This is a genomic window from Polyangium mundeleinium (genome assembly GCF_028369105.1).
In the GTDB taxonomy this organism is placed as follows: Bacteria; Myxococcota_A; Polyangia; order Polyangiales; family Polyangiaceae; genus Polyangium; species Polyangium mundeleinium.
Genome location: NZ_JAQNDO010000001.1, coordinates 1,770,490 through 1,785,477 on the forward strand (window position 1 = coordinate 1,770,490; position 14,988 = coordinate 1,785,477).

Consider the following 14,988-nt stretch of genomic DNA (forward strand, 5'->3'; position numbering starts at 1 on the left):
CGGCTTGATGGGGTCGTGGTGCAGGGTCACCCATTCGTAAGTAGCTTTGAATGTCGCTTCGCCCGGTTCAATCTTGCTCCAAGCAATAGAATTTATTGCCAAGAAGCAAGCATTCGCCCACGCCCATGGTGAAAGCAAAGGGGTGGGGCTTGTCCCCCCCACTCCTTTTCGTGTTGGATCGATTCGGGGACGCGCCCCTCCCACGCAACCCCGCGGTCTCGTCCACGCGACCTGGAGATGCGTCGGGTGAGCCTCCATGCCTCGCCCACGCGTCTCGGAGTCTCGTGGACGCGTCTCGAAGTCTCGTCCACACGACCTGAAGACGCGTCGGGTGAGCTTCCATGCCTTGTCCACGCGCCTCGAAGTCTCGTGGGCGCGTCTCGAAGTCTCGTCCACGCGCCTCGCAGACGACCACGAGCGACCCCGTGGATGCAGCTTGCGGTATGCTTTCTCTCGACGAGCGGAGGGGGCGCAGGGATCCGGCGGCGTCGGCGGCGAGCGCCACGGGCCCGAGGTTCGGTAAAACGCCAAAAAACAGGGCTTCGTCCGATCGGCGCCCGTCGACGCCCCTGCATTCTATCCGTTTCGCCGGCTCAAGGCAGGCACGGATCCGGCGGCGGCGGCGCGGCCGGCACCACGGCCCCGAGCTGCGCCGATTTCATCGTGAAGCCGACGCCGATCGAGATCGCGTCGCATGGCTTCGTCGGATCCTGCGTCCCGTCGCTCATGATGTCCGAGGCCTGGCGGAGCTGCTTCAAAATGCTCTGCAGCGTCGGGCTGTTCGGGTCGCAGAACGATTCGTCGAACCGCGCTGCCAGCTTGGCCACCTCGTCGCTCAGGTCTTGCGTGTAGATGACGCCCGAGATCTGCCCGGCCGTGGCGCCCTGCAGATCCGCGTCGAGGTGCATTGCGATGCGCGCCAGGTGAATGGGCAGCCTCAGGTCGAGGTCCTGGAACGTGAGCAGCAGCGTGAACTGGCTCGGCGGGCTCGCGTCGACGAAGCCCTGCGTGATGGTCGTGGACGAGAACGAGCAGACCGCCGACGTCGGGTCGGCCGGGTCCGTGACCGAGGACGCGTCGATCGGCCAGACGTCGCTCCCGTCGAAGGCCGGCTCCTGGCCCAGGCTCCCCCCGAGGAAGAACTTGCTCGACGTCGCGCATTCCTCCGAACCTACGTTCGCCATCGAGAGCAGGTACGTGAACTCGCCGCTCGCGATGTGCACGTTCATCTGTTCGCCGAAATCCGAGGACAGGCCCAGGAAAATGGGCAGCACGTTCCGCCCGAACGAGTTGTCGATGCCATTGTTCCCGTCGGGATACACCGCCACCGGCGACCCGCCGTCCACGGGCTTGCAAAGACCGGTCGACTCCTTCGTGGATACGAGCCCGTCGATGTTCCTTCCGTATTGCTTCCACCCATTCGTCGGGTTCGGCGTCCCGTCCGGATTCGTATCCCCGATCAGGATACGATCCATGGCGAGCACCACCTCCGGGCCGCCGCTGCATTCGGGCAAGCTCCCGCCGCCGCCGCCCTGTCCGCCTTGCCCGCCCCCGCCGACGCCGCCGGTGCCGCCCGTCCCACCGATGCCGCCGCCGGTGCCGCCCGTCCCGATGCCGCCGGTGCCGCCCGTCCCGATGCCGCCGGTGCCGCCGGTACCACCCGTTCCAATGCCGCCCGTACCGCCTTGCGCGCCGGATCCGCCGGACCCGCCGCCTCCGCCTCCCGTGACCGTCGTCCCACACGCCGTGAGCGTGAGCGCCGCGGCTGCCATCACCACACCACCCAAGCGAACCAAGCCAAAACGAAGCATGAAGTCCTCCGATCGGCGTCCGGGGTACGGACGCCGGCTCACACTGTACCATGCCTTTCCACCCGTCACGACCCGCGGTATGTTGACGGCAAGAATCTGACAGCCTCTCGGGCCCCCGGACTTTCGGCGGATGAGACAATGATACGCTTCGCCAAACTCCGTATCGTCGCGTCCCTCTTGCTCGCCGCCTGCTCGGCGCCCGCCGTGCCCTCGGACCAGGCACCCGCGGCCGCGAGCGCTTCCGCCGCCCCGCCCGCACCCGCCTCCGCCTCCGCCTCCGCGCCCGCTCCCGCGCCCGCCTCCGCGCCCGCCTCCGCCTCCGCGCCCGCTCCCGCTCCCCCCTCCCTTTCAGCGGACGACGCCGTGACGCTGCTTTTCCCCGGCGATGCGTCCGCCGCAGCCGCTTGCACCGAAATCGACCCACGGGCGCGCATTCGTTGCCTGATCGGAAAACGCTACGAAGGGCACACGTCTGCGCGGGCCACCGTGCTCTCGCTTTACGAAAAGACCGGTAGCGTCGTCGGCGTCGAGGAGCCTTACGTCATGGCGGGCGGCTTCCGCGGCTCGATTCGTATCGTCCCTGAGCTGCCCGTGGGCCGGTACGAAAAACACCTCACCTGGGTCGCCGAGGCGAGCGCCGATTTCGACGCCTTCTTCGACGGCGTCGCCGCCCGCGCGAAGGCAGGCGTCCACTATCGACATCGCGCCCTTTCCTGGAAGTTTTTTCGCTCTGTCGGCCGCACGACCCCTTCCGCGTACGCGAGCGGCTGGAGCATCGGCTACAACGTCTCGGGCTCGCTCCACGGCTCTGCGGAGGCCGTACGGGAAACCCTGTTCCACGAGATTTTCCACCTGAACGACGCCGCGCGGCTCTCGGGGCCCGAGCAATGGTCCCGCAAGAAGCTCGGATCGATCCACGACGCCATCCTCCAGAAATGCAGCACGAAGCCCTCGTGCCTCGCGCCGTACGCGCCCATGCCCACGATGGTCCGCGGCGGGACCTATTACGCGTTCCAGCCGAACAACGGCGACGCCGTGAACGAGTACGGCGCCGACCTCGCCGCCCGGTACTATCGCGAGACGCGCGCCGTGCTCCGCGGCGAAAAACCGATCAAGCCGGCGTTCAAATGCGGACCCGAGGAGAATGGCCGAGCCTGGAGAATCCTGGTGGACGAGTTCTTCGGCGGCGTGGACCTCGTCGCGGAATGTTAGAACGTTCAATCCCAGTGGTTGAACACCACGTGGCCGAGCTGCGCGGGATCCCAGGATGATGCCTGCGCGAGCTCGTCCTGGTCGAGCAGGCCGCGGCGCTCACACGTCTTCCCATCGAACGGGGCTTGCAGGTCCTCCGCAGCCGCGATCTCGTAAGCGCCGTAAAATCCTGCCGCGAGCGCGGGCGCGTCGAGGAACGTGTACAGCAGGTTCCCGGGCCCGTCCTCGCTCGCCCGCGCGAATGCGACGATCGGGAAGACTTCATTGAGCAGCACGAGGACGTGCGCCGGGAGCCCCGCATGCCCGAGCAGAAGCCGCGCGCGGTGGTGATTTCGACCGGCATTCGGGGCGTCGAACCAGAGGATCTGGTTCTTGCCGTGCAGCCCGCGCAGCGCCGCGTGGCAGGACGCCCGGAAGGTCGCCGCGTCGGGGGGCGGCCCGGGATATCCGCCAAAGCCGGTGATCCCCGGCCGGAGCAACACGCCCATCGCGTCCCGCGCGCCCATCTTCTTCGCCCTCGCCCTGCTGGATCCTACCGCCGATTCCGTTGCGTTCCGTCATCATCCTCGCACGCTGTCTGCACAATGTCATCGCCTCCCGCGCGAGGCTCTGGTTTGATGGCGCCCGGACCCACCGATCGGAGGGAGCTGCCATGAATGCGACGAACACCCGATACGCGCGGAGCGCAGGCATCTTGCTGCTCCTTTGGCCCCTCGGTGTTTCCTGCGGGGAGACACCGCCCGGCGGCGGGCCCGGACCCGGGCCCGAGCCCGAGCCCGAGGTCGTGCTCCCTCCGCCGCTCGATTCGCTCCCGCCCGTCATGCCCACGAACACCGATCGCTTCGCGACCAGCGGCCAGTGCGGGCAATGCCACTTCGCCGGCCCGGAATCGACCGTGATGCACGACACCGCCGGTAACGACATTTCGCCGGTGTATCTATGGCGAAGCTCGATGATGGCCTTCGCCGCGCGGGATCCTTATTACCTCGCGGTCTTCGGCGAGGAGCTCGTCAAGCATTCCGGCCGCGAGGCGTTCGTCGAGGAGACGTGCACGCGTTGCCACGCGCCGGCCGGGTCCGAGGAGCAAGCGCAGGCGGGCGCGCATTTGACGTTCGACGCCCTGGTCGCGGGCGACGGCGAAGAGGCGCACCTCGCCCGCGACGGGGTGACGTGCACCTTGTGCCACCAGATCGCCGACGACGGGCTCGGAAAAACGCAGAGCTTCGCGGGCGGCTTCGTCATTGGATACGAGCGGAAGATCTATGGCCCGCACCTCGTGCCCAAGGTCGACCCGATGGAGCTCATCGTGAATTACACGCCCACCGCCTCCGCGCACATCACGAAGAGCGAGGTCTGCGCCACGTGTCACACGGTGCTCGTGCCCGTCATGAAGGGCGACCAGCGCGTGGGGGATTTCCTGGAGCAGGCGCCCTACCTGGAATGGAAGAACTCCACGTTCGCGTCGGGGGTTCCATGCGCCACCTGCCATTTGCCCACGCAGGACGAGGCGAAGGTCGACATTTCCTCGCCCATTGCCAAGTTCCCCGCGGGGCTCGGCGCGCGCACGCCGTACGGTCAGCATCGGTTCAGCGGAGGCAATTCGTACATGCTGCGGATCCTCGCGGACAACGTCGAATGGACGGGCGCGAACGTGGCGCCGGAGGAGCTCGAGCAATCGGCGGCGCGGGCCGAGGCGCACATCGCCGAGGGAGGGGTCGTCAAGATTCTCTCTGCGTCGATGGCGGGCAGCGCGCTCTCCGTCGAGGTGCAGGTCGAGAACCACGCGGGGCACAAGTTCCCCACGGGGTATCCGAGCCGGCGCGCGTGGATTCATTTGCGCGCCGAGGGCGCGGGCGGCGAGGTGCTCTTCGAATCGGGCGGGTTCGACGCGACGGGCGCCCTCGTGGACCGCGCGGGTGCGCGGCTCGATCGCGCCGATACGGTCCTGCCGCACCTCGACCTCGTCACGAAGGAATCCGAGGTGCAGGTCTACGAGGCCGTCGCGAAGGACGCCACGGGCGCGCCCACGCATCGGCCGCTCGCGTCGGTCGGGTTTGTCAAGGACAATCGCCTCCTGCCCCTGGGCTGGTCCAGCGCGGATACGTGGATCGACTGGATCGGGCCCGTGGGCGTTTCGGGCGACGGCACGTTTCAGGCCGGCTTCGACCGCGTCACGTACAAGATCGAAGGCGGCGCGGCGGTCCGGCGCGTGAAGGTGGAGCTTTTGTATCAATCGGTGCGTCCCACCGAGCTCGATTCGCTCGCGCGGGTGCCCCACCCTGCCGCGGTGCGTTTCTCCAGCATGGCGAGCGCGAGGCCGTCGATTCCCGTGGTCGCCGCGCAGGCGCTGATCGAACTCTGAAAGAGAGGAACCAGATGGGTAGCCAATACGACACACTCGCAGCGATCACGAACCTCACGGCCGAACTGCCATTGCGAAAGTATTACGAGGAGTACACGTTCTTCCAGGCGCTCGGCGACATCAAGGGCCGCTCGGTGCTCGACGTCGCCTGCGGCACGGGGCTCTACAGCCGTCGATTCCAGCAGCGCGGCGCGGCGCGTGTCGTGGGCATCGACAACTCCGAGGGCATGATCGACTATGCGCGCCACCTCGAAGCGTCGCAGCCGCTCGGCATCGAGTACCACGTGCTCGACGCCGCGAGCGCCCGCGGCCTCGGCACCTTCGACGTCGTCGCCGCGACCTACCTCCTGCATTACGCGCCGACGCGGGAGGTGCTGCGCGACATGTGCGCGAGCCTGTTCGCCTCCCTCGCGCCGGGCGGCCGACTCGTGTCCATTTGCATGAGCCCCGGCATCGAGCTCGCGGACGCCTCGTATTATCGGAAATACAGCTTCGAAGTGGCGTCGCACGGCGAGGGAGACGGCGACGTCGCCACCCTGACGAGCGTCGCGCCGGGGCTGCCGTTCACGATCGCCGCGCATCACTGGAGCCGCGCCACCTACGAGGAAGCCCTGCGGGGAGCCGGCTTGCGCGAGATCGTCTGGCACCCGCCGCAGATCGCCCCGGAGGGGATCACGGCGCTCGGGACCGAATTCTGGGCCGAATACCTCCGCCGCCCGCACGCCGAAGTTTTTTCTTGCGTGAAGTGAATCAACGCGGGCGCACCGCGAACCGGCGGGGCTGGCGCCGGTTCTTGTCGACGATGCCCGCGATGAGGATTGCGAACGCCAGGAGCCGCACGAGAAAGATCCAATGCCTGCTTTCGTAGTCCCCGCGCACGAACGCGAGGACCGAGCGCTCGACGGAGAGGAGCGCGAAGACCAGCGAGAGCAGCGCGAACAGCCGCTCGCGGCTCTTTCGCCAGAATCGAAGGAAAAACAGGCTGACGGCCAGGGCCATGCCCACGAACACGCCTGAGAGAAGCTGGATCACGTGACCTCCGTGATCATCCCGTACAGGAGGAGACCTACTGCGATGACCGCGGTCACGACGCGCGGGATCGACAGATCGGCGAGCGGCCCGATCAGGAGATCGGTGAGGAGCAGCAGGTTGTTCAGGGCCATCGCGGAGAAACTGAGGCCCGTCCACAGAATGAGCCGCAGGCGGGTATGTCGGTAGTTCTTGAGCAAAAGCGCCGCGCAGACCAGGCTGGTCAGCAGGCAGAGCGCATAAACGGTCTCAGCCATCCCGATCCTTTCTGAACCGGAACCCCTCGGCGTACACGTGCAGGTCGGAGATCGGGTTCGAAAAAATGCTCTCAAGCACCTTGTAACGGAGCTCCGTGTACGCCGCCGATAACTGCGCGACGCCCTCGTCGAGCGAGGGCGTCGCGGGGGCGTACCTGTAGACGAGCACCTTGGAGCCGGGGCGCGACGTGACGAGCCCGCTCGCCTCCAGATCCGCGAGACGGCGGATGACCGATTGCTCGCTCGTGCGGAGCGCCTCGCAGATCCCGCGGGCGGTCCACTCGTCGTCCGGCGCGCCGCGCAGGAGGAGCAGAATCTCCAGCTGCTCCACCGAAGTGATGTGGTCGGCGATGAACCGCGCGACCTCGTCGGGTAATCGCCGCTCTTCGGCCAATGTCTCTCCCGATCGTGGGACGTACCATTCGTGCGAACACCTCGCAACCGGACGGCGACAATCTTGGAGGACGGGCAAGCCGTGCAATCGCGGACGTGACGGACTCATGCATGATGATGCAAGCGTGCTGTCCCAAACAAAGCTATGCCAGGTCCTTGACCACACTGGGTGAAGACCGCTCATACAGCGGACCAAGGACGTCCCTGGGGAACGAGGAATGAGCACAAAAGAAGCCGTCGTCTCCAAGCAGAGCCGGGTCGTGCGCTCGAATGGCACGCACAAGACTTCGAACGGCGTCGATGGACATCTTCATGGCAGAAGCACGGCCAAGAATGGAGCGAGGAGCCTCGGCAGGACGACGGCCCGAAGCCGCAGCGCCGCTTCCGCCATCGCGGAATGGGAGCGGCTCTCCGACGACAGCCGCGCCGAGGTCGAGCACCTCCAGGAAGTGCTGAAGGCCGTCAAGCAAGGCGATTTCACGGTCCGCTTCGAATACCAGAAAGACGGGATTCTGAGCCGCACGGGCGAGCTCCTGAACGACATCATCGGCCTGAACGAGCACATGACGAGCGAGCTCGTCCGTGTCGGCAAGGTCGTCGGTCAGGAAGGAAAGATGCACGAGCGCGCCTCCGTTGGTCCGGCGAAGGGCTCGTGGGCGAGCTGCATGGCGTCCGTCAATCAGCTCATTTCCGACCTCGTGGCCCCGACGAACGAGGTCGCGCGCGTCATCACCGCCGTCGCCCGCGGCGACCTCTCGCAGAAGATGGTCCTCGAAATCGACGGTCGCCCGGTGCGCGGTGAATTCCTCCGCATCGGCACCACCGTCAACTCGATGGTCGATCAGTTGAACTCGTTTGCCGCCGAGGTCACGCGCGTCGCGAAGGAAGTCGGCAATGAAGGCAAGCTCGGCGGGCAAGCGGACGTCAAAGGTGTCTCCGGCACGTGGAAGGACCTGACGGACAACGTCAATGGCCTCGCGGCAAACCTGACCGCCCAGGTGCGCAACATCGCGAAGGTGACGACCGCCGTCGCCAAGGGTGACCTTTCGCAAAAGATCACGGTCGACGCGCGCGGCGAGATCCTGGAGCTGAAGAACACGATCAACGTCATGGTCGATCAGCTCTCGTCGTTCGCCGCGGAAGTGACGCGCGTCGCGAAGGAAGTAGGCACCGAGGGCAAGCTCGGCGGGCAGGCGGACGTCAAGGGCGTCTCCGGCACGTGGAAGGACCTGACGGACAACGTCAACGGCCTCGCGGCGAATTTGACGGCCCAGGTCCGCAGCATCGCGAAGGTGACGACCGCGGTCGCCAATGGGGACCTCTCGCAGAAGATCACGGTCGACGCCCGCGGCGAGATTTACGAGCTCAAGAACACCATCAATACGATGGTCGACACGCTTCGCTCGTTCGCCGCCGAGGTGACGCGCGTCGCGAAGGAGGTCGGCAACGAGGGCAAGCTCGGCGGGCAAGCCGAGGTGCAGGGCGTCTCGGGCACGTGGAAGGACCTGACGGACAACGTCAATGGTCTCGCGGCCAATTTGACGGCCCAGGTGCGTAACATCGCGAAGGTGACGACCGCGGTCGCCAAGGGTGATCTCTCACAGAAGATCACGGTCGACGCGCGTGGCGAGATCCTGGAGCTGAAGAACACGATCAACGTCATGGTCGACCAGCTCTCGTCGTTCGCCGCGGAAGTGACGCGTGTCGCGAAGGAAGTCGGCAACGAGGGCAAGCTCGGCGGTCAGGCCGAGGTGAAAGGCGTCTCGGGCACGTGGAAGGACCTGACGGACAACGTCAATGGCCTCGCCGCGAATCTGACGGTCCAGCTCCGCGACGTGTCCAAGGTCGCGACGGCCATTGCGAACGGCGACTTGACGCAGAAGATCACCGTCGACGTCAAGGGCGAGATTCTCCAGATCAAGGACGTCATCAACAAGATGGTCGACCAGCTGAACTCCTTCGCCGCGGAGGTGACGCGCGTCGCGAAGGAGGTCGGCACCGAGGGCAAGCTCGGCGGTCAGGCCAATGTGAAGGGCGTCTCGGGCACGTGGAAGGATCTGACGGACAACGTCAATGTCCTCGCGGCGAATCTCACCACGCAGGTCCGTAACATCGCGAATGTCACGACGGCCGTCGCCAAGGGCGACCTCTCGCAAAAGATCACGGTCGACGCGCGCGGCGAGATCCTGGAGCTGAAGAACACGATCAACGTCATGGTCGACCAGCTCAATTCGTTCGCCGCGGAGGTGACGCGCGTCGCGAAGGAGGTCGGCACCGAGGGCAAGCTCGGCGGTCAGGCCGAAGTGAAGGGCATTTCCGGCACGTGGAAGGACCTCACCGACAACGTGAACGTCCTCGCGGCGAACCTCACCGTGCAGGTGCGCAACATCGCGAACGTGACGACGGCCGTCGCGAGGGGGGATCTCTCGCAAAAGATCACGGTCGACGCGCGCGGCGAGATCCTGGAGCTGAAGAACACGATCAATGTCATGGTCGGCCAGCTCCGCTCCTTTGCCGCGGAAGTGACGCGCGTCGCGAAAGAGGTCGGCACCGAGGGCAAACTCGGCGGCCAGGCCGACGTCAAAGGTGTCTCCGGCACGTGGAAGGATCTCACCGACAACGTCAACGTCCTCGCGGCGAACCTCACCACGCAGGTGCGCAACATCGCGAAGGTGACGACCGCCGTCGCGAAAGGGGACCTCTCGCAGAAGATCACGGTCGACGCGCGCGGCGAGATCCTGGAGCTCAAGAGCACCATCAATACGATGGTCGACACGCTCAATTCGTTCGCCGCGGAGGTGACGCGCGTCGCGAAGGAGGTCGGCACCGAGGGCAAGCTCGGCGGGCAGGCCGACGTCAAGGGCGTCTATGGCACGTGGAAGGACCTCACCGACAACGTCAATGCCATGGCGTCGAACCTCACGGTCCAGCTCCGCGATGTGTCCAAGGTCGCGACGGCCATCGCGAATGGCGATCTGACGCAGAAAATCACGGTCGACGTCAAAGGCGAGATCCTCCAGATCAAGGACGTCATCAACAAGATGGTCGACCAGCTCAATTCGTTCGCCGCGGAGGTGACGCGCGTCGCGAAGGAGGTCGGCACCGAGGGCAAGCTCGGCGGACAGGCCGATGTGAAAGGCGTGTCCGGCGTCTGGAAGGACCTGACCGACAACGTCAATGTCATGGCCGCGAATCTGACGAAGCAGGTGCGCGGCATCGTGAAGGTCGTGACCGCGGTCGCCACCGGCGATCTGAGCCAGAAATTCGTGCTCGAAGCAAAAGGCGAGGTCGCCGCGCTCGCCGAGACGATCAACAACATGACCGATACGCTGCGCACGTTCGCCGATCAGGTGACCACGGTCGCGCGGGAAGTCGGCATCGAGGGCAAGCTCGGCGCGGAGGCCAAGGTCCCCGGCGTGTCCGGCGTCTGGAAGGATTTGACCGACAACGTCAACATCATGGCCTCGAACCTGACGAAGCAGGTGCGCGGCATCGTGAAGGTCGTGACCGCGGTCGCGAATGGCGATTTGCGGCAGAAATTCGTCCTCGAAGCGAAGGGCGAGGTCGCCGCGCTCGCCGAGACGATCAACAACATGACCGATACGCTGCGCATCTTCGCCGATCAGGTGACCACGGTGGCGCGCGAGGTCGGTATCGAAGGCAAGCTCGGCGGCCAGGCCAAGGTGCCAGGCGCGGCCGGCACGTGGCGCGATTTGACGGATAACGTCAATCAGCTCGCCGGGAACCTGACCTCGCAGGTCCGCGCGATCGGCGAGGTGTCCACCGCCGTCGCGCAGGGCGATTTGACCCGGTACATCACGGTCGAGGCGCAAGGCGAGGTTGCCGCGCTGAAAGACAACATCAACCAGATGATCGGCAACCTCAAGGACACGACGCACAAGAACCAGGAGCAGGACTGGCTCAAGACGAACCTCGCCAAGTTCTCCAGCATGATGCAGGGCCAGCGCAGCATCGTCTCGGTCGCCCGGCTCATCATGTCCGAGCTCACGCCGCTCGTCGACGCGCAGCACGGCGCATTTTACATGATGGAGAGCGACACCACCGGAGAGCCGGTCTTGCACCTCATCGCGAGTTATGGGTTCGGCGGTCGCAAGAACCTCTCGAATACGTACCGATTGAAGGAGAGCCTGATCGGGCAATGCGCGTTCGAGAAGAAGCGCATCCTGCTGCACGACGTGCCCGACGGGTTCATTTACATCGCGACGGGCATGGGAGAGGCGCCGCCGCGGAGCGTCGTCGTGCTGCCTGTGCTCTTCGAGGGCGAGACGAAGGCGGTCATCGAGCTCGCCTCGTTCAAGCCGTTCATCGCGAACCACCTCGCGTTCCTCGATCAGTTGATGGATAGCATCGGCGTCATCCTCAACATGATCTCCTCCAGCATGCGGACGGAGGAGCTCCTGCAGCAGCTCAAGAAGTCGAACGCGGAGCTCGAGGCGCAGGCCGCGGAGCTGAACGAAAAGGCGAAGCTCCTCGAAATCAAGAACAACGAGGTGGAGCTCGCGAGCCTGAGCCTGGAGGAGAAGGCCGAGCAGCTCCAGCTCATCTCGAAATACAAGTCGGAGTTCCTCGCGAACATGTCGCACGAGCTCCGGACGCCGTTGAACAGCCTGCTCATCCTGTCGAGGATGCTGGCGGACAACCAGAACGGGAACCTCACGGCCGAGCAGGTCCGCTTCGCGCAGACCGTCTATACCTCGGGCAACGATCTCCTGGCGCTGATCAACGAGATCCTCGATCTCTCGAAGGTCGAGGCGGGCAAGATGCCCATCGATCCGAGGACGTTCCGCCTCGCCGACGTCCACGATTACCTGGAGCAGACGTTCCGACATGTCGCCGATCAGAAGTCGCTGTCGTTCGAGGTGCGCATGGACAGCCGGCTCCCGGAGACGCTTTACACCGACGTCAATCGGCTCCAGCAGATCCTGAAGAACCTCCTCTCGAATGCATTCAAGTTCACGAGCGAGGGCGGCGTTTCCATGACGATCGCCATGGCGCCGGGGGATCGAGGCGAGACGATGATCAGCTTCTCCGCACAGGACACCGGAATTGGCATTCCACCGGAAAAGCAGAAGCTCATCTTCGAGGCGTTCCAGCAGGCCGACGGGACCACGAGCCGCAAATACGGCGGCACGGGCCTCGGGCTCACGATCAGCCGCGAGATCGCGCGCTTGCTCGGCGGCACGATCGACGTCGTGAGCGCTCCGAACCAGGGCAGCACCTTCACGTTGTACCTGCCGGCGACGTACGTCGGCCCGGAGGCGCCGTTCCGCGATGAATCGAGCGCCATGCCGCCGTCCACGGACAGAGACGTCCTGCGGCTGCCCCCGGACGCCGATTTCCGCGGGATGAAGGTGCTGCTCGTCGACGACGACAACCGCAACCTCTTCGCGCTCCGCACGGTGCTGGAGGCGCGCAAGATCGAAGTGCTCCACGCGGAGAACGGGCGCATCGCGCTCGAATTGCTCCAGGTGCACCCCGACGTCGACCTCGTGCTCATGGACACGATGATGCCGGAGATGGACGGGCTCACCGCGACCCGCGCCATTCGCGATATCATCCAGTTCCAGTCGCTCCCCATCATTTCCCTCACCGCGAAGGCGATGAAGGGGGATCGGGAGAAGGCGCTCGCGGCAGGCGCATCCGATTACGTCACCAAGCCGGTCGATCCGGAGCGTCTCCTCGCCGTGATTCACGGCTGGAGGTTCAAGAAGCACGTGGGCGGCCCGGGAAAGATCGATTGACCTCTTTGCCCCTCAGGAAGCCATGAACGCGGAACAACGCACGGCGCCGGCGAGTGTTTTGCTCGTCGACGATACACCGGCAAACCTCCTCGCCCTCGCCGCGGTGCTGAAGCCGCTCGGCGCGCGGCTCGTGGAGGCGAAATCGGGGGTCGAGGCACTGGAATGCGTGCGTCGCGAGCCGTTTGCGGTCGTGCTGCTCGATGTCCAGATGCCAGAGATGGACGGGTTCGAGGTCGCACGCAGAATGCGCGCGACCGAGCACGGCCGCGAGGTCCCGATCCTGTTCTTGACGGCCATCCATCGGGACGAGGACTACGCGCGCCGGGGATACGCGATCGGGGCGGCCGATTACATCACGAAGCCATTCAACGTCGATGTGCTCCGCGCCCGCGTGAAGGCCTTCGTGGATCTCTTCCAGCAAAGGGAGGAGATCCGCAAGGCGCAGGTCGAGCTGCGGACGCGGGAGCGCGACGAGGCCGTGCGCAGGCTCGTGGCGTTCGAGCGTATCGCGACGGCGGCGCTCGAGACGGACGACCTCGGCGTTCTCCTGCGCGAGCTGATCGATATCTTCCTCGGCGCCGCGGACGCCGCGGATACGGCGACCGTGCTGCTCCGGGAGGGCGAGGTGCTCCGCGCGCGCGCCGCGGTGGGCCCGCACGCCAATGAGAGCATTTCGGTGCGGATCGGGCAGGGCCTCTGCGGGACGATCGCCGCGGGGAAGCAGCCGGTCGAAGTGGAGGGCGCGCAGGCCTTCCCCGATTGCGCGTGCCTCTCGACGAGCGGCACGCGCGCCCTGTATGGCGTGCCGCTCCTCCATTTCGGGGAGGTCGTCGGCGTCGCCCTCATCGGGTCGAGTCGCGCGAGCGGTTTTGCCGATGCGGAGAAGCGGCTCTTTGCGGCCATGGCGGAGCGCGCGGCCTGGGCCGTGGCCCGGCACCTCCAGCGCGCGGAGCACGAGGCCGAGCGCGCCGCGCTGCTCGAACGGGAGCGCGCGGCGCGCGCCGAGGCGGAGCTCGCGAGCCAGGCGAAGGATCAGTTCCTCGCCACGGTCTCGCACGAGCTCCGGACGCCGCTCAATGCGATCCTCGGCTGGGCGGTCCTCGCGCGGCAAAAGGCGCCGCCGCAGGTCGAGCGGGCGCTCTCGGTGATCGAGCGGAATGCGCGGGCGCAGGCGCGCATCATCGACGACGTGCTCGACATCTCGCGTATCGTGAGCGGCAAGTTCCGCCTCGACATGGTGCCGACGAACCTCGTGGAGATCACCCAGGCCGCCGTCGAATCGCTCCGCCCCGTGGCAGAGGCGCGCGGCGTGAATCTCACGATCCAGGTCGGCCCCTTGGGCTTCACGCTCGGTGATCCCGAGCGGCTCCAGCAGGTCGTCTGGAACCTCCTTTCGAACGGAATCAAATTCACGCCGAAGGAGGGGCAGGTCGAGCTCAGCGCAGCGCTTTCGGGCTCGAACCTGCTGCTGCGGGTGACCGATACCGGGCAGGGCATCGATGCCGCGTTCATGCCATACATCTTCGAGGCGTTCCGGCAGGCGGACGGGTCCACGGCGCGGCGTCATGGCGGGCTCGGGCTCGGGCTCGCGCTCGTCAAGCAAATGGTCCAGGCGCACGGCGGGACGATCACCGCGGCGAGCGACGGAATCGGGAAGGGCTCGACGTTCACCGTGGAGCTGCCCATCCGGAGCACGCCCGTCACGCGTGCGTCCGTGGACGATGACGCGGCGAACGAGCAGCAGGTCCGGCTCGCGGGGCTCAAGGTGCTCGTGGTCGACGACGAGGAGGACGCCCGCGCGCTCTTGCGGCGTGTCCTCGAAGACAGGGGCGCGACCGTGACGCTCGCCGCGTCGAGCGACGAGGCGCTCCATGATCTTTCGCGGTCCCGGCCCGACGTGCTCGTGAGCGACATCGGATTGCCGGGCATGGATGGATATGCGCTGATCCGCAGCATCCGCACGTTGCCCGCAGAGTTTGGCGGGAGAACCCCGGCGATCGCGCTCACGGCGTATGCGCGGAACGAGGATAGCCAGCGCGCGTTCGCCGCGGGATTCCAGCGGCACGTGCCGAAGCCGGTGGACCTCGGGCGGCTCGTCTCGCTGATCGCGAATCTCTGCGGGATTCCCCTGACGGACGCGTGAGCGGCGGAAGGCCCGGCTT

10 protein-coding genes are annotated in these 14,988 nt (G+C 66.1%); 5 read left to right on the forward strand and 5 right to left on the reverse strand.

Annotated features, from left to right (window positions below):
* Nucleotides 1-593: 593 nt before the first annotated feature.
* Nucleotides 594-1,811: a hypothetical protein gene (locus tag POL67_RS07355; RefSeq protein WP_271916373.1), complete on the reverse strand. Its 1,218-nt coding sequence runs from the start codon at nt 1,809-1,811 to the stop codon at nt 594-596.
* A 138-nt stretch (nt 1,812-1,949) separates the two neighbouring features.
* On the opposite strand from POL67_RS07355, the gene POL67_RS07360 reads away from it, so the two are divergent.
* Nucleotides 1,950-3,023 (forward strand): hypothetical protein, encoded by a 1,074-nt coding sequence (locus tag POL67_RS07360; protein ID WP_271916375.1) that lies wholly within the window; start codon nt 1,950-1,952, stop codon nt 3,021-3,023.
* A 5-nt stretch (nt 3,024-3,028) separates the two neighbouring features.
* Here POL67_RS07360 and POL67_RS07365 read toward each other — a convergent pair whose 3' ends face one another.
* Nucleotides 3,029-3,529 (reverse strand): hypothetical protein, encoded by a 501-nt coding sequence (locus tag POL67_RS07365; RefSeq protein ID WP_271916376.1) that lies wholly within the window; start codon nt 3,527-3,529, stop codon nt 3,029-3,031.
* 146 nt (nt 3,530-3,675) lie between these two features.
* Between POL67_RS07365 and POL67_RS07370 the strand changes: the two genes are divergently transcribed.
* Complete coding sequence (locus tag POL67_RS07370) at nt 3,676-5,385, forward strand: hypothetical protein (protein WP_271916377.1); 1,710 nt, start codon at nt 3,676-3,678, stop codon at nt 5,383-5,385.
* A gap of 14 nt (nt 5,386-5,399) precedes the next feature.
* A complete protein-coding gene (locus POL67_RS07375; RefSeq protein ID WP_271916378.1) occupies nt 5,400-6,134 on the forward strand; it encodes a class I SAM-dependent methyltransferase in 735 nt (244 codons plus the stop codon).
* Between the two features lies 1 nt (nt 6,135).
* Here POL67_RS07375 and POL67_RS07380 read toward each other — a convergent pair whose 3' ends face one another.
* Genes POL67_RS07380 through POL67_RS07390 form a run of 3 tightly spaced genes read right to left on the reverse strand, consistent with a single transcriptional unit; the run spans nt 6,136 to nt 7,065 of the window.
* Nucleotides 6,136-6,417 (reverse strand): DUF5985 family protein, encoded by a 282-nt coding sequence (locus POL67_RS07380; RefSeq protein ID WP_271916379.1) that lies wholly within the window; start codon nt 6,415-6,417, stop codon nt 6,136-6,138.
* On the reverse strand, nt 6,414-6,671 hold the full coding sequence (locus POL67_RS07385) for a DUF5985 family protein (RefSeq protein ID WP_271916380.1): 258 nt from the start codon (nt 6,669-6,671) through the stop codon (nt 6,414-6,416). The genes POL67_RS07380 and POL67_RS07385 overlap by 4 nt, the downstream gene beginning before the upstream one ends.
* Entirely contained in the window at nt 6,664-7,065 is a 402-nt protein-coding gene (locus tag POL67_RS07390) for a winged helix-turn-helix domain-containing protein (protein ID WP_271916381.1), read from the reverse strand. Before POL67_RS07390 ends, POL67_RS07385 begins: the two co-directional genes overlap by 8 nt.
* 217 nt (nt 7,066-7,282) lie before the next feature.
* Between POL67_RS07390 and POL67_RS07395 the strand changes: the two genes are divergently transcribed.
* Together POL67_RS07395 and POL67_RS07400 are read left to right on the forward strand one after the other, a co-directional pair.
* Entirely contained in the window at nt 7,283-12,826 is a 5,544-nt protein-coding gene (locus POL67_RS07395) for a HAMP domain-containing protein (protein WP_271916382.1), read from the forward strand.
* A gap of 22 nt (nt 12,827-12,848) precedes the next feature.
* Entirely contained in the window at nt 12,849-14,969 is a 2,121-nt protein-coding gene (locus tag POL67_RS07400) for a response regulator (RefSeq protein ID WP_271916383.1), read from the forward strand.
* Nucleotides 14,970-14,988: the final 19 nt, after the last annotated feature.